The 18,253-nt window shown below is 71.2% G+C and carries 16 protein-coding genes and 1 pseudogene; 12 read left to right on the top strand and 5 right to left on the bottom strand.

The genetic code is table 11. The features are described from left to right. Positions 1 to 272: 272 nt before the first annotated feature. Positions 273 to 3,401: an isoleucine--tRNA ligase gene (gene ileS, locus ACFW3D_RS29570; protein WP_500509058.1), complete on the bottom strand. Its 3,129-nt coding sequence runs from the start codon at positions 3,399 to 3,401 to the stop codon at positions 273 to 275. A 526-nt stretch (positions 3,402 to 3,927) separates the two neighbouring features. Here ileS and ACFW3D_RS29565 point away from each other — a divergent pair. The 5 genes from ACFW3D_RS29565 (at position 3,928) to ACFW3D_RS29545 (ending at position 8,853) form a co-directional block, all read left to right on the top strand. Continuing rightward, positions 3,928 to 5,097, top strand: coding sequence for a TraR/DksA family transcriptional regulator (locus ACFW3D_RS29565; RefSeq protein WP_500509055.1), 1,170 nt, complete (start codon positions 3,928 to 3,930; stop codon positions 5,095 to 5,097). Positions 5,098 to 5,236: 139 nt separating this feature from the next. Continuing rightward, positions 5,237 to 5,797, top strand: a complete 561-nt coding sequence (gene lspA / locus ACFW3D_RS29560) for a signal peptidase II (RefSeq protein ID WP_500509053.1) — start codon at positions 5,237 to 5,239, stop codon at positions 5,795 to 5,797. Positions 5,798 to 5,855: 58 nt separating this feature from the next. Then, the gene (locus tag ACFW3D_RS29555; RefSeq protein ID WP_500509066.1) at positions 5,856 to 6,791 is read left to right on the top strand and encodes an RluA family pseudouridine synthase; all 936 of its coding nucleotides are present in this window, start codon (positions 5,856 to 5,858) and stop codon (positions 6,789 to 6,791) included. Next, positions 6,784 to 7,221, top strand: a complete 438-nt coding sequence (locus ACFW3D_RS29550; RefSeq protein WP_500509051.1) for a GNAT family N-acetyltransferase — start codon at positions 6,784 to 6,786, stop codon at positions 7,219 to 7,221. The genes ACFW3D_RS29555 and ACFW3D_RS29550 overlap by 8 nt, the downstream gene beginning before the upstream one ends. Positions 7,222 to 7,257: 36 nt before the next feature. After that, entirely contained in the window at positions 7,258 to 8,853 is a 1,596-nt protein-coding gene (locus ACFW3D_RS29545; protein ID WP_500509048.1) for a Na+/H+ antiporter, read from the top strand. A gap of 17 nt (positions 8,854 to 8,870) precedes the next feature. On the opposite strand, the gene ACFW3D_RS29540 is transcribed toward ACFW3D_RS29545, so the two are convergent. Next, positions 8,871 to 9,974 carry a mechanosensitive ion channel family protein gene (locus ACFW3D_RS29540; RefSeq protein ID WP_500509046.1) on the bottom strand — a complete coding sequence of 368 codons (1,104 nt, stop codon included), beginning with the start codon at positions 9,972 to 9,974 and terminating at the stop codon, positions 8,871 to 8,873. 79 nt (positions 9,975 to 10,053) lie between these two features. Between ACFW3D_RS29540 and ACFW3D_RS29535 the strand changes: the two genes are divergently transcribed. Together ACFW3D_RS29535 and ACFW3D_RS29530 are read left to right on the top strand one after the other, a co-directional pair. Beyond that, positions 10,054 to 10,653 carry a dienelactone hydrolase family protein gene (locus ACFW3D_RS29535; protein WP_500509044.1) on the top strand — a complete coding sequence of 200 codons (600 nt, stop codon included), beginning with the start codon at positions 10,054 to 10,056 and terminating at the stop codon, positions 10,651 to 10,653. A 51-nt stretch (positions 10,654 to 10,704) separates the two neighbouring features. Further along, the gene (locus ACFW3D_RS29530) at positions 10,705 to 11,157 is read left to right on the top strand and encodes a hypothetical protein (protein WP_500509042.1); all 453 of its coding nucleotides are present in this window, start codon (positions 10,705 to 10,707) and stop codon (positions 11,155 to 11,157) included. On the opposite strand, the gene ACFW3D_RS29525 is transcribed toward ACFW3D_RS29530, so the two are convergent. Further along, on the bottom strand, positions 11,136 to 11,492 hold the full coding sequence (locus tag ACFW3D_RS29525; RefSeq protein ID WP_500509040.1) for a hypothetical protein: 357 nt from the start codon (positions 11,490 to 11,492) through the stop codon (positions 11,136 to 11,138). The two genes, ACFW3D_RS29530 and ACFW3D_RS29525, sit on opposite strands and share 22 nt — an antisense overlap. 282 nt (positions 11,493 to 11,774) lie before the next feature. Here ACFW3D_RS29525 and ACFW3D_RS29520 point away from each other — a divergent pair. Continuing rightward, positions 11,775 to 12,375, top strand: a pseudogene (locus tag ACFW3D_RS29520) (helix-turn-helix domain-containing protein). A gap of 511 nt (positions 12,376 to 12,886) precedes the next feature. After that, the gene (locus ACFW3D_RS29515) at positions 12,887 to 13,390 is read left to right on the top strand and encodes a hypothetical protein (RefSeq protein ID WP_500509038.1); all 504 of its coding nucleotides are present in this window, start codon (positions 12,887 to 12,889) and stop codon (positions 13,388 to 13,390) included. A 488-nt stretch (positions 13,391 to 13,878) separates the two neighbouring features. Here the strand turns inward: ACFW3D_RS29515 and ACFW3D_RS29510 are convergent, their stop codons facing one another. Next, complete coding sequence (locus ACFW3D_RS29510; RefSeq protein ID WP_500509036.1) at positions 13,879 to 14,481, bottom strand: hypothetical protein; 603 nt, start codon at positions 14,479 to 14,481, stop codon at positions 13,879 to 13,881. 146 nt (positions 14,482 to 14,627) lie between these two features. Then, entirely contained in the window at positions 14,628 to 15,164 is a 537-nt protein-coding gene (locus ACFW3D_RS29505) for a VldE C-terminal domain-containing protein (protein ID WP_500509034.1), read from the bottom strand. Between the two features lie 158 nt (positions 15,165 to 15,322). Between ACFW3D_RS29505 and ACFW3D_RS29500 the strand changes: the two genes are divergently transcribed. From ACFW3D_RS29500 to ACFW3D_RS29490, 3 genes are all read left to right on the top strand, one after another. Further along, on the top strand, positions 15,323 to 16,639 hold the full coding sequence (locus ACFW3D_RS29500; protein WP_500509032.1) for a DUF2252 domain-containing protein: 1,317 nt from the start codon (positions 15,323 to 15,325) through the stop codon (positions 16,637 to 16,639). Between the two features lie 62 nt (positions 16,640 to 16,701). After that, complete coding sequence (locus ACFW3D_RS29495) at positions 16,702 to 17,352, top strand: hypothetical protein (protein ID WP_500509030.1); 651 nt, start codon at positions 16,702 to 16,704, stop codon at positions 17,350 to 17,352. 53 nt (positions 17,353 to 17,405) lie between these two features. Further along, the gene (locus ACFW3D_RS29490; RefSeq protein ID WP_500509028.1) at positions 17,406 to 18,212 is read left to right on the top strand and encodes a DsbA family protein; all 807 of its coding nucleotides are present in this window, start codon (positions 17,406 to 17,408) and stop codon (positions 18,210 to 18,212) included. Positions 18,213 to 18,253 lie beyond the last annotated feature (41 nt).

The raw sequence follows: 18,253 nt of genomic DNA, 5'->3' as shown, positions 1-18,253 counted from the left end.
GTTGGTCGCGCAACTCGCGGAGGGGGTGGGGTCGTAGGGGTGGGCGTTCTGGACGCTGACGTGTATTTGTTGTGCGGCAGAGCGGCACCTGTCCGGATTGCCCGCCATGCACATAAATATGCGGTACAGAATGCCCACCCCGGAGGCCCCGCCCCCGGCCCACCCAACGGACCGGGCGCCGACCCGCACCAACCGTCCCCGGGGCGCCGGGCGGGCGGGCGGGGAAAAAACCGCACCGCAACCACAAACGACCCGGGCACCCCCCGGAGGGGTCAGCGCTTGCGGAGGTGGAACGTGAGCCCGAGGGCCTCGTCGGTGAAGGCGGGGCCGTAACCCTCCTCCGGGGCGCCGGAGGCGAAGTCCGTCGCGAGGACCTCGTCCGCGACGAGCCGCGCGTGCTCCGCTAGCGCCTCCGCCAGTTCCGCGTCGGCCGCGGCCCAGCGCAGCGCGATGCGGTCGGCGACGTCCAGGCCGCTGTTCTTGCGGGCCTCCTGGACGAGCCGGATGACGTCGCGGGCCAGGCCCGCCCGGCGCAGCTCCGGGGTGATCTCGAGGTCGAGCGCCACGGTCGCGCCGGAGTCGGACGCGACGGACCAGCCCTCCCGCGGGGTCTCCGTGATGATCACTTCCTCCGCCGTCAGGGCGACCGGCTCGCCGTCCACGACCACGGACGCGTTGCCCTCGCGCAGCGCCAGCGAGAGCGCCGCCGCGTCGCACTCGGCGACGGCCTTGGCGACGGCCTGGACGCCCTTGCCGAAGCGCTTGCCGAGGGCGCGGAAGTTGGCCTTGGCCGTGGTGTCGACCAGGGAGCCGCCGACCTCGCTCAGGGAGGCCAGGGAGGCGACGTTGAGCTCCTCGGCGATCTGCGCCCGCAGTTCCTCGCCCAGTGCCTCGAAGCCGGAGGCGGCCACCAGCGCCCGCGAGAGCGGCTGGCGGGTCTTGACGCCGGACTCGGCACGCGTGGCACGGCCCAGCTCCACCAGGCGGCGCACGAGCGCCATCTGGTCGGACAGCACGGGGTCGACCAGCGCCTCGTCCACCGCGGGCCAGCTCGCCAGGTGCACGGACCCGGGGGCGCCCGGGGTGACCGGGACGACCAGGTCCTGCCAGACGCGCTCGGTGATGAACGGCACCAGCGGCGCCATCAGCCGGGTCACCGTCTCGACGACGTCGTGCAGGGTACGCAGCGCCGCCTTGTCGCCCTGCCAGAAGCGGCGCCGCGAGCGGCGCACGTACCAGTTGGACAGGTCGTCGACGAAGGACGAGAGCAGCTTGCCCGCGCGCTGGGTGTCGTACGACTCCAGCGCGTCGGTGACGTCCCGCACGAGCGCGCCCAGTTCGCCGAGCAGCCAGCGGTCCAGCAGCGGGCGGTCGGCCGGGGCCGGGTCGGCCTCGCTCGGGGCCCAGTTGGAGGTGCGGGCGTACAGGGCCTGGAAGGCGACCGTGTTCCAGTACGTCAGGAGGGTCTTGCGGACGACCTCCTGGATCGTGCCGTGGCCGACCCGGCGGGCCGCCCAGGGGGAGCCGCCGGCCGCCATGAACCAGCGCACGGCGTCGGCGCCGTGCTGGTCCATGAGCGGGATGGGCTGGAGGATGTTGCCCAGGTGCTTGGACATCTTCCGGCCGTCCTCGGCGAGGATGTGGCCGAGGCAGACCACGTTCTCGTAGGCGTTCCGGTCGAAGACCAGGGTGCCGACCGCCATCAGCGTGTAGAACCAGCCACGGGTCTGGTCGATCGCCTCGGAGATGAACTGCGCCGGGTAGGTGCCCTCGAAGAGCTCCTTGTTCCGGTACGGGTAGCCCCACTGCGCGAACGGCATGGAGCCCGAGTCGTACCAGGCGTCGATGACCTCGGGCACGCGCACGGCCTCGGCGGAGCACTGCGGGCACCCGAAGGTGACGTCGTCGATGAAGGGGCGGTGCGGGTCGAGGCCGCTCTGGTCGGTTCCGGTCAGCTCCGACAGTTCGGCGAGCGAGCCGACGCAGGTGAGGTGCCCCTCCTCGCAGCGCCAGATGGGCAGCGGCGTGCCCCAGTAGCGGTTGCGGGAGAGCGCCCAGTCGATGTTGTTGTTGAGCCAGTCGCCGAAGCGGCCGTGCTTGACCGCCTCCGGGTACCAGTTGGTGCGCTCGTTCTCGCGGAGCAGGGCGTCCTTGACCGCGGTCGTGCGGATGTACCAGGACGGCTGCGCGTAGTAGAGCAGCGCGGTGTGGCAGCGCCAGCAGTGCGGGTAGCTGTGCTCGTACGGCAGGTGCCGGAAGAGCAGCCCTCGGGCCTGCAGGTCGTCGACGAGGGCCTCGTCGGCCTTCTTGAAGAACTGGCCGCCGACGAGCTCCAGGTCCTCCTCGAAGGTGCCGTCCGGGCGCACCGGGTTGACCACGGGCAGGCCGTAGGCGCGGCAGGTCTTGAGGTCGTCCTCACCGAAGGCGGGCGCCTGGTGGACCAGGCCGGTGCCGTCCTCGGTCGTCACGTACTCGGCGTTGACGACGAAGTGCGCGCCCTCCATCTCCACCAGGTCGAAGGGCCGCCGGTACGTCCAGCGCTCCATCTCACGGCCGGTGAAGCTCTGCCCGGTGGCCTCCCAGCCCTCGCCGAGCGCCTTGCCGAGCAGCGGCTCGGCGACGACCAGCTTCTCCGTGCCGTCGGTCGCGACGACGTAGGTGACGTCGGGGTGGGCGGCGACCGCGGTGTTGGAGACCAGCGTCCAGGGGGTGGTCGTCCACACCAGGAGCGCGGCCTCGCCGGCGAGCGGGCCGGAGGTGAGCGGGAAGCGCACGTAGACCGAGGGGTCGACCACGGTCTCGTAGCCCTGCGCCAGCTCGTGGTCGGACAGGCCGGTGCCGCAGCGCGGGCACCAGGGCGCGACGCGGTGGTCCTGGACCAGCAGGCCCTTGTCGAAGATCTGCTTCAGCGACCACCAGACGGACTCGATGTACTCCGGGTCCATCGTCCGGTAGGCGTCGTCGAGGTCCACCCAGTACCCCATGCGGGTGGTCAGCTCGGCGAAGGCGTCGGTGTGGCGGGTCACGGACTCGCGGCACTTGGCGTTGAACTCGGCGATGCCGTACGCCTCGATGTCCTTCTTGCCGGAGAAGCCCAGCTCCTTCTCGACGGCGAGCTCCACCGGCAGGCCGTGGCAGTCCCAGCCGGCCTTGCGGGTCACGTGGTGGCCCTGCATCGTCTTGAAGCGCGGGAAGACGTCCTTGAAGACGCGGGCCTCGATGTGGTGCGCGCCGGGCATGCCGTTGGCTGTCGGCGGACCCTCGTAGAAGACCCACTCCGGCTTGCCCTCGGTCTGCTCCAGGGAGCGGGCGAAGACCTTGTTCTCCTGCCAGAACGCGAGCACCTCGTGCTCCAGCGCGGGCAGGTCGACCTGGGCGGGGACCTGGCGGTACTGCGTCATCGGATTCTGCCTCCGGCGGACACGTGCGCGTGCGTATTCCGTCGGAGGGACGAGAGCGCCTGCTGTGAGTGCTCCCGCGGTACCACCCTCCTTGGTCGCGGACGGGCCCCTTCGGGCTCGCTCCGCAACCCCCTCATTGGGGTCGCGCTGCCGGGTCTACTCGCCCTCGCGGGCTTTCTTCCGGCGGCTCCGGGGTGATCTTCACGTCGCGCACACCCCCGGGCTTCCACCGTCCCCGGGTCGCTATGGGCTGCGTACGGCGCTACTCGTCCCCTTCCACGCCTTTCGCTCCGCCCAGTGTAAGGGGCTGCGGGGTGCGGTGTCGGCCGGGTTTCCGCGGGGGGCCGGTGTGACCCGAATGGCCCGGTCCGCACCCTGTTACCCGTTGGTACCGGAATACCTCGCGGAGAGCTGGGCACAACGGATGCAGACCTGCCTCCCGACCCGGCGCGGCAGGCGGATCAGGCGGCGTGCCCCGTTGCCGCGGGTCCGGAGTCGATTTATCGTTCCGGCACGATTCGCGAGCATGATCACGATACGTGAAGGGGCCTCGGCCATGGTGGGGAAGAAGACCACCGTCACGAAGAAGACGACGGCGAAGAAGACGGCACCGGCGGCCGCCTCCGCGGCCCGCAGGAGCGCCGCGCCCACCGCGCGGAAGGCGACGGCCAAGCGTCCGGCCAAGGCCGCGTCCCCCGCTCGCAGCAAGACCGCCGCAGCCGGCGAAGGAGCGCCCGAGGGGAAGCGGACCACCGCGAAGAAGGCCGCGGCCGGGAAGAAGGCACCCGCGAAGAAGGCTGTCGTACGCAAGGCGGCACCCGCCGCGAAGAAGGCCGCGGCGCCCGCCGCGGGGAAGACCGCGGCCAAGGCCGCAGGAAAGAAGGCGGCCGTGGCGGAGGAGACGACGACCAAGGCGGCGTCCACGCGGAAGACCACGGGGCGTACGGCGAGCAAGACCGCGCCTCCCGCCAAGAAGACGGTGACGGCGGCGGAGAAGCCCGCGAAGGCGCCTGCCGTGGCCAAGAAGGCCGCACCGGCGAAGAAGGCCGCCACCGCCGGGAAGGCCGCGAAGACGGCCAAGGCCACCACCGCGAAGACCGCCGAGCCGGCGAAGACCACCAGGACCGCCAGGACCGGCAGCGCGGCCGCACCTGCGAAGACCACGAAGGCCGCGAAGGCCACGAAGACGGGAGCCAAGAAGGTGGCAGCGAAGAAGACGGCGGCCGGTACGGCCGCGGCAGGGGCGTCCGCGTCGGCGGTCCCCACGGCCCGCATCGCCGAGGCGACGGGCGCCGTCGCCGCGGGCGACCTGGCCGTACGGCCGGACGAGGAGCCGTGGTCCGAGGAGGAGGTGGACGCGGCGCGCGCCGAGCTGCTGGCCGAGATGGACCGGCTGCGGTCCGAGATCACGACCTCGGAGAACGCCATCACCGGGCTGCTGCGCGACTCCGGCGACGGGGCCGGCGACGACCAGGCCGACACCGGCACCAAGAACATCACGCGCGAGCACGAGATGGCGCTGACCGCCAACGCCCGCGAGATGCTCGCGCAGACCGAGCACGCGCTGGAGCGGCTGGACTCCGGCACCTACGGGCGCTGCGAGTCCTGCGGCAAGCCGATCGGCAAGGCGCGGATGCAGGCCTTCCCCCGTGCGACGCTCTGCGTGGACTGCAAGCAGCGCCAGGAACGCCACTGACGGCCGGGACGCGACCACTGACGGCGGACACGGGAATCGCGGGGCCCGGACCCCCGCAGCCCCGCTGTTCGGACGTGTGTGCCGTAACCTCGTCTGCGTCAGGATCCGGACTGGCGCAGATCAGGGCTGAAGGACTCACATGGCGAAGGCACAGGAGACCGCGGCGGACACGGCCGAGGAGCCGACCGGCGGTACGGACGAGGTCACCGGCAAGGGGCCGCGGCGCATCGCCGTGCTCCTCGGCGTCGCGGCACTCGCGTACGTCCTCGACCTCCTCTCCAAGATCTGGGTGGTGACCAGCCTCGAGGGGCACGAGCCCATCGAGGTGATCGGCCGCTACCTGCGCTTCGAGGCGGTGCGCAACGCCGGTGCGGCCTTCGGCTTCGGCCAGGGCATGACCATCGTCTTCACGGTGATCGCGGTCACGGTGGTCGTGGTGATCGCCCGGATCGCCCGCAAGCTCCACAGCGTGCCCTGGGCGATCGCGCTGGGGCTGCTGCTGGGTGGCGCCTTCGGCAACCTCACCGACCGGGTCTTCCGCGCGCCGGGCTTCCTGCAGGGGCACGTGGTCGACTTCATCGCGCCGACGCATTTCGCGGTGTTCAACCTGGCCGACTCTGCGATCGTCTGCGGCGGCATCCTGATCGTCCTGCTGTCCTTCCGCGGTCTCGACCCGGACGGAACCGTCCACAAGGACTGAGCCGGGAGCAGGGCGGCGAAGGGCACCCCGCGGATCCGGCATACTCGATCAGGTGAGTATGCCTGCCGAAGTTCGATCCCTCCCCGTTCCCGAAGGCCTCGAGGGCGAGCGCGTCGACGCCGCCATCGCCCGTATGTTCGGTTTCTCGCGGACCAAGGCGGCCGAGCTGGCCGCCGCCGGGAAGGTGACGATCGACGGCAGCGAGGCCGGGAAGTCCGACCGGGTCTCGGGCGGCGCCTGGCTCGAGGTCGAGATGCCCGCGCCGCCGCGCCCCGTGGAGATCGTCGCCGAACCGGTGCCCGGCATGCGCATCGTGCACGACGACGACCACGTGGTCGTGATCGACAAGCCCGTGGGCGTGGCCGCCCACCCCAGCCCCGGCTGGACCGGCACCACGGTCATCGGCGGCCTGGCCGCCGCCGGCTACCGGATCTCCACCTCCGGCGCCGCCGAGCGCCAGGGCATCGTCCACCGGCTCGACGTCGGCACCTCGGGACTGATGGTCGTCGCCAAGTCGGAGATCGCCTACAGCGACCTCAAGCAGCAGTTCCGGGAGCGCACCGTCGACAAGCGCTACCACGCGCTCGTCCAGGGCCACCCCGACCCGCTGAGCGGCACCATCGACGCCCCGATCGGCCGGCACCCCCAGCACGACTACAAGTGGGCCGTGACCGCGGAGGGCAAGCCCAGCGTCACGCACTACGACCTCGTCGAGGCGTTCCGTGCGGCCTCCCTGCTCGACATCAAGCTGGAGACCGGCCGCACCCACCAGATCCGGGTCCACATGGCCGCCCACCGCCACCCATGCGTCGGCGACCTGACCTACGGCGCCGACCCCACCCTCGCGAAACGGCTGAAACTCACGCGCCAGTGGCTGCACGCCGTGCGCCTGGGCTTCGCCCACCCCGAGGACGGCCGCTGGGTGGAGTTCGAGAGCACCTACCCCGACGACCTGCAGTACGCCCTCGACACCGTGCGGGCCGACAGTGCCTGAGACCTACGAGGTGCGGGTCGCCGCCGACCCCGACGACCTGAAGGCCTACTACTCGGTGCGGCACGAGGTCTTCGTCGTCGAGCAGAAGGTCCCCGCCGAGCTCGAGTACGACGCCCATGACGCCGACGCCGTGCACGTCCTGGCCACCGGCCCAGGTGGCGCCCTCGGCGCGGGCCGGCTGCTCCTGGGTGCGGACGGCACCGGCGTCCTCGGCCGGCTCGCCGTGACCGGCGCGTCCCGCGGGCTGGGCATCGGCGTGGCCCTGGTGCGTGCCATCGAGGACGAGGCCCGGCGGCACGGCCTGTCCGCCGTCGAACTGCACGCCCAGACCCACGCCGTGGGCTTCTACGAGCGCCTCGGCTACACGCCCTTCGGCGCGGAGTACGAGGAGGCGGGCATTCCGCACCTCTCGATGAGGCGCGTGCTCTGACCGGGGCGGGAGCGGCGGGCATGCCACGCTAGGGGTGTGGATCAACTCGCGCTGTTCTTCGCCCTGATGCTCGCGGCCATCGTGATGGTGCCGCTGGGCGACCGGATGGGGCTGCCGTCGCCCGTTCTGATGACCTTGCTCGGGGTCGTGCTGGCCCTCCTGCCGTTCGTGCCGAACGTCCAGATCAACCCCGAGCTCATCCTGCCGCTCGTGCTGCCGCCGCTGCTCTACGCCTCCGTACAGCGCACGTCCTGGCGGCAGTTCGCCGCCAACAAGAAGGCCATCTTCCTGCTGGCCGTCGCCCTGGTGCTGATCACCACCGCGGCGGTGGGGGCCATCGCCAACGCCGTCGTCCCCGGCATCTCGCTGGCCGCGGCCCTCGCGCTCGGCGCGCTGGTCGCCCCGCCCGACCCGGTGGCCGCGACCGCCGTCGCCGGGCGGCTGGGACTGCCGCGCCGCATGGTGTCGACCCTGGAGGGCGAGGGGCTCTTCAACGACGTCACCGCGATCGTCGTCTACAACGTGGCCGTCGCCGCGGCCGTGACGGGCTCCTTCTCCTGGCCGGAGGCGCTCGGCGAACTGCTGCTTTCGGCGGTGGTCGCGGTCGCCGTCGGCGTCGTGCTGGGCTGGACCGCCTCCAAGCTGATGGGGGTCGTGGGCGACCCGACGCTGCAGATCGGGCTCTCGCTGCTCGTCCCGTTCGCCTCGTACGCGATCGCCGACGAGGCGCACGGCTCCGGTGTCCTCGCCGTGCTGACCACCGCGCTGTTCCTCGCCGAACACGCCCGCGACGCCGACGACGTGACCGGGCGGCTGGTCGGTGCCACCTTCTGGGAGGTCGTCGACACGCTCGTCACAGGTGTCGCCTTCGGCCTGATCGGCCTGGAACTGCACAACGTCTTCGGTGTCGGCGCCGGCCGCTGGGGCACCATGCTGAGCCACGCGGCGATCGTCGTCGGCGCGGTCGTCCTCGTCCGGCTGGCCTACCTGATGCCGGCCGCGGCGGTGACCAGGCGACTGCACAAACGGCGCGACCTCGACGAGGACATCCCCATGTCGTGGCGCGAGACCGTCGTCATGTGGTGGGCCGGCATGCGCGGAGTGGCGTCCGTCGCCCTGGCGCTGGCCATCCCGCACACCACGGAGACCGGCGCGCCCTTCCCGGCGCGCGACGAGATCCTCTTCATCGCCTTCTCCGTCGTCCTCACCACCCTCGTGCTGCAGGGGCTCACCCTTCCGAAGGTCGTCAAGCGGCTCGGGGTGAGCAGCGACACCCAGGTGGAGCACGACATGGAGATGCTGCTCGCGCTGCGCGCCATGGCCGCCGCCAAGCAGCGGCTGAAGGAGGTCGAGGCGACCGAGGACTTCTCCGAGGAGGTCTCCGAACTCCTGCACCGCCGGGCCTTCGACGTCGGGGCCCGGATCTGCCCCGACATCGTCGACGACGAGAAGCGCGACCGGCACACCGCCCGCGTGCGGCGCACCAGGACGGTCGAGCGCGTCCAGCGCGACATGCTCTCCGCCGCCCGGCACGAGGTGCTCGCCGCGCGCAGCGAGCCCGGCTACGACCCCGAGATCGTCGACCGGGTGCTGCGCCAGCTCGACGTGCGCAGCCTGCGCGTGTCCCGGTAGGCGGTGCGTCCCGTCCTCTAGCGGGCCCCCGGGCCCGGGCCGATGTCACCGGCCCCGGGCGTGGCCTGCTCCCGGTCCGGGGCCTCGGCCAGGCCGGGGGCGGTGGCGGTGTTGATGCGCGGCAGCGCGTACGGGTGCTCGCGCCGCAGCCAGTCGATCATGTGCTCCCGCACCACGCAGCGCACCGTCCAGATGTCGTCCGCGTCCTTCGCCGTGGCCAGCGCGCGCACCTCGATCGTGGACGGCGTGCTGTCCGTCACCACCAGGCCCCAGGCCCGGCCGTCCCACTGCTCGCACCCCTTGAGGACGTCGTGCAGGTGTTCGCGCATCAGGTCGACGGGTGTGGCGTGGTCCAGATGGAAGTAGACGGTGCCGGTCATCCGGGCGTTGCCGCGGGACCAGTTCTCGAAGGGCTTGCTGGTGAAGTACGAGACCGGCATGGTGATCCGGCGCTCGTCCCAGGTGCGGACCACCAGGTAGGTGAGGGTGATCTCCTCCACCGTCCCCCACTCGCCCTCCACGACCACCGCGTCGCCGATCCGGACCATGTCCCCGAAGGCGATCTGCAGCCCCGCGAAGAGGTTGCCCAGCGTCGACTGTGCGGCGATGCCGGCGACGATGCCGATCACCCCGGCGGAGGCCAGCATGGAGGCGCCGAAGCCGCGCATCGCGGGGAAGGTCAGCAGCATGGCCGCGACCGCGACGACGCCGACGACCGCGGTGACGACCCGCTGGATCAGCGTCACCTGCGTCCGCACCCGCCGCACCCGGGCAGCGTCCTGGGCGGCGGAGGCGTACCGCGAGTAGGACGCCTCCACGACGGCAGCCGCGACCCTGACGACCAGCCAGGCGCAGGCCCCGATCAGCACCAGCGTCAGCACCTGCCCGATCCCCCGGGTGTGGCCGCGGGCCAGGTGCGCCTGTTCGTACGAGCCGCGCAGCAGCGAACTGCAGATCACCAGCTGGAGCGGGAGCCGGGCGCGCCGCAGCAGGTTCCACAGCGGGGTCTCCGGGTGCCGGGCGTCGGCCCGGCGCAGCGCGTGGCCGACGGCCCAGCCCACGGCGAGGGTGACGACGAGGGAGCCGCCCACCACGCCGAGCGGTCGTATGACGGAATCCATGTCTTCGACGGTAACGGGCATGATGGAGCCCGTACCCGACCGTGCGCCGATCATGGGAAGTGAAATTGTGAGCTCCGGCATGACCATTGTGCTGTTCCACTCGGCCTACGGACTCCGTCCCGCCGTGCACGCCGCCGCCGACCGGCTGCGTGCGGCCGGCCACGAGGTGCACGTTCCCGACCTGTACGAGGGCCGCACCGCGGAGACCGTCGAGGAGGGCATGGACATCAAGGACGAGATCGGCCGCGACGAACTGCTGATGCGCGCCGTCACCGTCTCCGGCCCGCTCTCCGACCGAGGCCTGGTCTACGCCGGGTTCTCGCTGGGCGGCTCCATCGCGCAGAACCTCGCCCTCGCCGACGAGAAGGCGCGCGGCCTCCTGCTGCTGCACGGCACCTCCGACATCGCCGACGACGCGGCCACCGGCCTCCCCGTCCAGCTGCACGTCGCCGAGCCCGACCCCTTCGAGCCCGACGACTGGCTGAACGCCTGGTACCTGCGCATGCGCAAGGCGGGCGCCGACGTGGAGATCCACCGCTACCGCGGGGCCGGCCACCTCTTCACCGACCCGGACCTCGACGACTACGACGCGGAGGCGGCCGAGCAGGCCTGGGCGGTCGCCCTGGACTTCCTCGCGGACCTCGCGGCGGAGGCGGGGGAGAGCGGGAAGGGCGAGTAACAACCCTGTGGGCGGGGGCCGTTGTCAGTGCCCGCTGAGATCATCCGGGACATGGGTGTTCTCTACGGGTACTACTCGGCCGCCGACGACAAGGACGCCGCCCGCGCCGTGGTCCGCGAGTTCCGCCGGGCCGAGGCCGGCAGCCGCGACCAGCACGTGACCCAGGGCATCGACCCGGTCGTGGAGTTGCTCCCCGCGGAGGTGCTCATCACCGGCCGCGCCCCCGAGGACGTGCGCTCCGACCCGCGCCGCGGCGCCCTGGTGGGGGTGGCCGGCGAGGGCAGGGTGGTCGCCGTCTCCCTCACCGACACCTTCCGCGACGCGCTCGCCGCCTTCGACGCGGACCTGCTCGACGACGTCGCCATGGGGTGGTCCCGCACCTCCGAGGGACTCCACGGCGTCCATGGCCCCGACGTCCTCGGGCCGTTCCTCAAGGAGCTCGCCGGGCTGGCCGGCCGCGCCACGGCGGACGGGCGGCGTCTCTACTGCTGGATACGCCCCTGAGCGACGGCGGCCCGGCGGGGCCCGGCGGCTGCGGCCAGCAGCAGGAGTGCGGCCGAGGGCAGGAACACGTACAGCGCGAGCACCGCGCCGATGACGGACCAGGCGACCAGCGCCAGTGCGATGACGACGCAGGCCTGGGCGAAGACCCGGGGGAACCGCCCGAGGAGCGGCGGCAGCGCAAGCGGCACCACGGCCAGCACGAAGAAGCCGCCGTAGTAGCTGTCCAGCCCGAAGAGCAGCCCGGGCACCGCCGCGGCGAGCGCCCCCACCGCGAGCACCCACTGCCGGCGCCCGATTCCCGTCCGTGCGTCCGGCCTTCCCGTCCCAGCCCCCATGGCCGCGCCTTCCCCCTGGCGAACACCGCTTTGAACGCGTTCAACATAGCGGATCGCGGGCCGGCCCAGTACCAGTGGCTGATCGCGGCGACGGTGCGCCCGGCGTCCAGGTGTGCGTCGAGCAGCTCCGCCGCGTCCAAGTGCGCGTCGCCCATGACGCGCGTCCGGTCGGCCACGCGGGCGAAGACTTCCTTCCGGTGGGTGCCGGAGACGCCCGGGGCCCCACTTCCCCGCGCGCAACGTGCTTTGCCGTTCCCGGGACGGCCGGGGTGGAATGGGCGGATGGAAGACCTGTCCTCGATCGCCGCCGCCCTGGCGGAGGTCGGCCCCCGCCTCAAACGCCTGCGCACACAGCGGGGCGTCACGCTCGCCGCGCTCTCCGAGGCCACGGGCATCTCCACGAGCACCCTGTCCCGCCTGGAGACGGGCGGGCGCCGGCCGAGCCTCGAACTTCTCCTCCCGATCGCCCAGGCCCACCGCGTACCGCTGGACGAACTGGTCGGCGCCCCCGAGGTCGGCGACCCCCGGGTACGCCTCACCCCGCCGCGTGAACGGCCGTACCGTCCTGCCGCTGACCCGGCAGCCGGGCTCCCTGCAGGCCTGGAAGGTCGTCATCCCGGCCGCCCATTGCGAGCCCGACCTCCGCGTCCACGAGGGGTACGAGTGGCTGTACGTGCTCTCGGGACGCCTGCGCCTCCTGCTGGGCGACCGCGAGGTCGTCCTCGGTGTCGGGGAGGCCGCCGAGTTCGACACCCGGCTGCCCCACTGGTTCGGCAGCGCCGGCGACCAACCCGTCGAGGTCCTCAGCCTCTTCGGGCCCCAGGGCGAGCGCATGCACGTCCGCGCGAGGCCCGGCGCCGGGAAGGGGGCCGGCGGGGGGTGACGTCTGAGGGCGAGGCGGTCGCAGCCGCCTACGGCACCGGTTGGCCGATCATCGGCTATTGCGTCGCTCTGCGGCCAGCCACCAGATCACCAGTGCCACGCCGACGACGAGACACAGCAGTGAGAAGTGGAACCCGCCACGGTGTCGGCGGAGCGCGAGTTCGAACGTGCTGTCCGTCGGCGGGACTGTACGGCCAGGCCGTAGTGCCCGACCAGGCAGTGTGACGATCACGCCCGCGGGCGGGCGTGGCCTCGCCGCGGTGGGTTGAGCGCGTGCGCTTCCACTGGCCCCCGGCAAGGGTCTGCTACTGGGTGGCCGAGGTTGCAGCAAGGGAGTCGGAGAACTACCAGGGCAGCCAACGGTCACCGGCGGAACCCGGTGCCGGAACGGGCGGGGAACCAGGGGGAATCCCAGCGCGGAGGCCTCACTCCCGCAACGGTGAATGCTCGCCCGCGCGGCAGGTGCAAGTTGCTGGGCCTCTTGTCGTACCCCAGAGCTACTGTGACCGCCGTTGATCGCGAACTACGGAAGGCGGGCCATGGGTGCCAGCGGGTGGGGCTATGTCACTCCCTGCAGAGGAAGCGTCGAGGCGACGCTCAAGGCCCTGCACGACGAGGTCTTCCAGGAGCTGTTCGGCGACGACGAAGAGTACGGAAGCCTTGCCGAGCTCTACGCCGACGAGGACATGAGCGAGTCGGGCACTCATTCGATTCTGGACGTATACCGCATAGTCGAGACGACAGAGCCTCCGCAGGAGCGGGAGGCGGACTACTTCACGCTCCGCCCACTCACTGCCTCCCGCCTTGTGCACCACTTCGGCACGGATCGGCCGACCGTGCGGCAGTACGAGGAAGCGATGACTCGGGCATACGAGGCCATGGATACCAGGCCTCTCGGGACCGAGGACACGACTTTGCTCGGCGAGGACCGGATGCGCTGGACCGGCGTCTACGTGGTCCTCTACACCGACAACCGGCCCAGCCATGTCGGATTCTTCGGTTCTTCCGGCGACTGAGCCTCACCACCGCGCTGGACCTCCGCTCAGGCGCCTCCGTAACCTGCCCCGGCCGCCTCAGTTCCCGCCTCATTCAGCCCCGTTCGCGATTGGATTGTTCACGCGCCAGGTGAGGCAGGGTCCGCAGTCCCAGTCTTCCAAACTAGTGCTTCGAGTGCGTTACGCCGACGCTCAATGGTGTTCATCAGGGCTTCCTGCCGATCGCGTTACCCGTCTGACCACGCTGTAAGGTGCTCTCACCGATCAGGGGGAGTCGTGGAAGACCTGACAACGTCGCTTGTGTCGCGCGTGTTGAGAGCAGTCGCGTCAGTGGCGTCCTTCGTCGTGGACGTGCTCGGTGTTCGCGACTGGATCAAAGGCGTCAGGCGCGACAAGCGCGGAAAACGATGACCACTGACGCGCAGTAGTTACCGTATCGGCGAGGAGTGGTACGGATCATGCGCGGGCCCGACCCATGGCCCGGTCGGGGGGCAGCGCCAGAAACCAGGTCAGAGAAGGTCTCGCCAGAAGGGAACCGTAGCTCGCGGGCTCCAGCTCCCATCGACTTCACCCCGCGCCTCGTCGAACTCCCGGTGCATGTAGTCGACCAGGTCCAGCCCGTAATAAATGATGTCGGTCTGCCACATCGAGAGCACCGGGTGCCCGGAGCTTCCCCGGCCGGCGGGCAGGTACCGGTGGCCATACACGGGCACCAGCAGCGGCACTTCCAGCAGGTGATGCCGCGCCGCATCCAGTGCCGCAGCCCCGTCAGCCGGACGCTCACCCCAGCCCTCGTACCAGAACCCGTTGTGCTCAACGTCGAGCAGAACACCCTCAACCGGCCAATCAAGCTGCTGGCGCAAGCTGTCCGGATCGCCGCCGCGCCATTCCGGCCAGGGCCTGGACCACGTCTGTCCGTCCTCGGGAGGCACGTTGACCGGAAGGCCTGCCGCAAGGAAGGCTCGATGATCGTCCGCGAACTCGAAGCCGTACTCGCGTTCGATACGCTCGAACTCGGCGTCCGTCAGCCCCGGCTCAAACTCATAGAGGCCTGTCTCTGCCAGGCGGCGTGCGGCCTCCGCACCCAGACGTACTCCCTCATGGCTGATCACCGCCGCACGCTAGCGCCAATCGCAGCCCGCAGTCATCCGAGTTCTCCGTGCTCCTTCTCCATGACCGAAGTCTTTAGAGCACGGCATCAGCGCTGGCCAGCGGGTCGTGCCGTCCGGAGCCGCAGCCCAGCCAGACCGCGGGCTGCTCAGTAGACCGATATGTGCACATGGTCGAAGTGGTTCTGCGTGATGGACCCGCGGTCCTCCATCAGTTTCCAGCCCTGCTGCGGGAGCCGGCTGGACCAGATGTGCTGCTCGTAGATGACGTACCAGATGCCGTATTCGTCCGCGTGCTCACGGACCCAGGCCACGATGTCCTCGCCCAGGGCGTCGGGTTTGCCGGTGGCCTTCTCGCCGGCGGGCATGAGCATGAAGTCGCAGGCGCGGCCGAGGGGGTGTTCGCCGCCGCCGGCGATGCCGCCCTCCTCGCGGTAGCAGCCGGGGGCGCCCTTGAGGCCGCGGGGGCCGAACTCCTTGACGACGGCGTCGCGGACGGTCTCCATGCGGGCGGTGATGTGCTGCGGCCCGCGGGGTTGCTCCTTGGGCCAGTTGGCCGCGCGGACCTGCGCGGAGAGTGTGGGCCACGCCACGGCGGCCAGTACGAGGCCGCCGATCAGCAGCAGCCCGAATATGGTGCGCCGCTTGCCGCGGCGCGCGTTGTCCCGCCCCCTGGTGGTGTTCATCGCAAGCCAGAACGCGCGACCGTGGCCGGAAGTGCCCGCCTGAACGCGGGGCGACCGTGACGCGAACAACACCACGCCCGGGGTCGTCTCCGGGCACGCGAGCGTACGCTCCTGCGTTGAGCCGGGAGACACGGACCAGCCCAGGAGGCACTGCACCGATGGCCACAGGCATGACGACGGACGACGAGCGCGGCGAGCGGATCCTCGAGGTCTTCGGCACCGCGTTCGGGGAGCTGCTGGCGGCCGATCCGGCCGCGTTCCGGGTCAAGTTCCGCAAGATGGCGGCGTCGGCGTTCGCCTTCTACCGGGGGACTGCGTGCCTCTACTACGCCGACCTGGCCGACGCCAAGGACGGCAGCCCGTTCCTGGACGAGCGCACGTCGCGGGTGTGGATCCACGGCGACCTGCACGCCGAGAACTTCGGCACGTACCTGGACGCCAACGGCCGTCTGATCTTCAACGTCAACGACTTCGACGAGGCCTACGTCGGCCCGTTCACCTGGGACCTGCAGCGCTTCGCCGCCTCCATAGCCCTGATCGGCTACAGCAAGGCCCTGGCCGACGACGTGATCTCCGGCCTGGTGCGCAGCTACGCCACCGCCTACCGCGAGCGCATCCGCGCCCTCGCCCAGGGCGAGGCCGTGCCCGCGCTGACGCTGGACTCCGCGCAGGGCCCGCTGCTGGACGCGCTGCGGCACGCCCGCTCGCAGACCCGGTTCGGGCTGCTGGACTCCATGACGGAGATCCGCGCCTGGGACCGGCGCTTCACCGAGGGCGGCGGCGCGGTGGAACTGGACGGCGGCACCCGCGAGAAGGTGCTGCGGGCCTTCGAGGCGTACCTGGACACGCTGCCGGAGACCAGCCTGATCAACCCCGAGAGCCACCGGGTCAAGGACGTCGTGGGCCGTCGCGGCGTGGGCATCGGCAGCGCGGGCCTGCCCTCGTACAACATCCTCCTCGAGGGCCACACCGACGCCCTGGAGAACGACGTCGTGATCTACATGAAGCAGGGGCAGACCCCGGCGGTCTCCCGGCACATCGCCGACCCCGCTGTGCGTGACTACTTCCGCCACGAGGGCCACCGCACCGTGATCTCGCAGCGCGCGCTGCAGGCGCACGCCGACCCGTTCCTGGGCTGGACGGAGCTGGACGGAGTCGGCCAGCTGGTCGCCGAGGTGTCGCCGTACGCGGTGGACCTGGACTGGTCGGACATCGACGACCCCGAGCAGATCGAGGCCGTCGTCGCGGACCTCGGCCGGGCCACCGCCGGCATGCACGCGGCGGCGGACGACGAGAGCGGGCACTCGCTGGTGCCGTTCTCCACGGAGGACGCCATCGACGAGGCCATAGCGCGGGACGAAGAGGGCTTCACCGGGTCGCTGGTGGAGTTCGCCCACTCCTACGGCGCCCGGGCCCGCGCCGACCACCAGATCTTCGTGGACCTGTTCCGCAACGGCCGCATCCCGGGGCTCTGATCCGGGGGCCCTGTTCCGGGGTTTAGGCATTGCTTACACACCGGCATGGCACACTCTGCGCCATGGAAGGGACCGGACCCAGGCTGAGGGCACTGCGCGCGGGATGCTTCGCCGCGCTGTGCGTGACGCTGTCCGCGACCGCCCACATCATGCTCTCGCAGGAGCCCCTGCCGATCACGACCACGGCGGGGGCCTTCGCGGGCGTCTTCGCCGTCGCGTACGCGCTCGGCCGCCGCGAGCGCGGCTACTGGCCGATCGCCGGCCTGCTCGTGCCGCTGGAACTGGCCGTCGACACGCTGTTCACCGCGGGGCAGAACACCTGCTACGGCCCCGGCGGCGGTCCCGTCACGGGCCCGTGGCGCTCGATCAACGAGGCGCTGGTCTGCCACGGCGACGTCGGCGGCTCCCTCGCCCAGGCGCCGGGGATGTCCGGCACCGGACCCGGCACCTCGCCTTGGCTGCTGCTCCTGGCGCACGTGTGCGTCGGCCTGGTCGCCGCCGGGTGGCTGCGGTGCGGTGAGGACGCCCTGCACCGCCTGCTGCGCGCCGCCTTCCGGCCGCTGCTCGTCGCGGTGGCCGTCTTCCGGACGGCCGGCCCGCGCGGCACCACCCGCCCTGGCGCGGCCGGGCCCGCTGCCGCCGCCCCGGCGCTGCCCCTGCTCCTGCACTCCGTCGTACGGCGAGGACCGCCCGCCCGCCTCGGCTTCCGCTGAGCACGGCGCACCACCCCTCACCCACGTACGTACGAGTCGGAGATCACACCATCATGAGCAAGCGGAACAGCCAGGCCGCCAAGAGCGCCGCCCGTGAGCGGCTGCGCGTGGAGCGCGAGCGGCAGCAGAAGCGGGAGAAGCTGCGGCGGCAGTTCTTCGTCGTCGGCGGCGTGCTGGGCGTGCTGGCGCTCGGCGCCGGCATAGCCGTGGCCGTCGTCAAGATGAACGAGCCGGGCTACTGGGAGAAGGCCGCGGAGAAGCCGCTGGTGAAGCCGGCCAACTCCTCGGGCAAGGACGGCACGTCGATCGTCATCGGCGACGAGAACGCCAAGCACACGCTGAAGGTGTACGAGGACCTGCGCTGCCCGGTGTGCGCGCAGTTCGAGCAGACCTCGGGCGAGACCGTCCAGAAGGACGCCAAGGACGGCAAGTACAAGATCTCCTACACCATGGGTGCCTTCCTCGACAACAGCCTCGGCCAGGGCCAGGGCTCGAAGAAGGCGCTGAGCGCGCTGGGCGCCGCCCTGAACGTCAGCAAGGAGGCGTTCGTCGACTACCACACGCTGCTGTACTCCAAGGACGTCCACCCCGAGGAGACCAAGGACGACTTCGGCAGCGCCGACAAGCTGATCGAACTGGCGCAGAAGGTCGACGCGCTCAAGGGCAACAAGACCTTCGAGAACGCGGTCCGCAACGGCACCTACGACAAGTGGGCGCTGACCATGGACAAGCAGTTCAGCGCGGACGGCGTCAACGCGACGCCGACCGTGAAGCTCGACGACAAGCCCATCGAGAGCGTGCAGGCGATGACCCCCGAGCAGTACACAGCGGCCGTCGACCAGATCATCGGCAAGGGATAGCACCGGCCCGCGGGCCGCTTCGCCCTCCGGCCCCCGGCGTC

Source organism: Streptomyces sp. NPDC058864 (genome assembly GCF_042742985.1).
Taxonomy (GTDB): domain Bacteria; phylum Actinomycetota; class Actinomycetes; order Streptomycetales; family Streptomycetaceae; genus Actinacidiphila.
Note: the sequence above shows the minus strand (reverse complement) of the source record. Positions and strands in the feature narration are given on the sequence as shown.

Bases quoted from the DNA above. Each gene is read 5' to 3' on its own strand.
- ileS (WP_500509058.1), bottom strand. From the start codon at position 3,401: ATGACGCAGTACCGCCAGGTCCCCGCCCAGGTCGACCTGCCCGCGCTG.
- ACFW3D_RS29565 (WP_500509055.1), top strand. From the start codon at position 3,928: ATGATCACGATACGTGAAGGGGCCTCGGCCATGGTGGGGAAGAAGACC.
- lspA (WP_500509053.1), top strand. From the start codon at position 5,237: ATGGCGAAGGCACAGGAGACCGCGGCGGACACGGCCGAGGAGCCGACC.
- ACFW3D_RS29555 (WP_500509066.1), top strand. From the start codon at position 5,856: ATGCCTGCCGAAGTTCGATCCCTCCCCGTTCCCGAAGGCCTCGAGGGC.
- ACFW3D_RS29540 (WP_500509046.1), bottom strand. From the start codon at position 9,974: ATGGATTCCGTCATACGACCGCTCGGCGTGGTGGGCGGCTCCCTCGTC.
- ACFW3D_RS29535 (WP_500509044.1), top strand. From the start codon at position 10,054: ATGACCATTGTGCTGTTCCACTCGGCCTACGGACTCCGTCCCGCCGTG.
- ACFW3D_RS29530 (WP_500509042.1), top strand. From the start codon at position 10,705: ATGGGTGTTCTCTACGGGTACTACTCGGCCGCCGACGACAAGGACGCC.
- ACFW3D_RS29525 (WP_500509040.1), bottom strand. From the start codon at position 11,492: ATGGGGGCTGGGACGGGAAGGCCGGACGCACGGACGGGAATCGGGCGC.
- ACFW3D_RS29505 (WP_500509034.1), bottom strand. From the start codon at position 15,164: ATGAACACCACCAGGGGGCGGGACAACGCGCGCCGCGGCAAGCGGCGC.
- ACFW3D_RS29500 (WP_500509032.1), top strand. From the start codon at position 15,323: ATGGCCACAGGCATGACGACGGACGACGAGCGCGGCGAGCGGATCCTC.
- ACFW3D_RS29495 (WP_500509030.1), top strand. From the start codon at position 16,702: ATGGAAGGGACCGGACCCAGGCTGAGGGCACTGCGCGCGGGATGCTTC.
- ACFW3D_RS29490 (WP_500509028.1), top strand. From the start codon at position 17,406: ATGAGCAAGCGGAACAGCCAGGCCGCCAAGAGCGCCGCCCGTGAGCGG.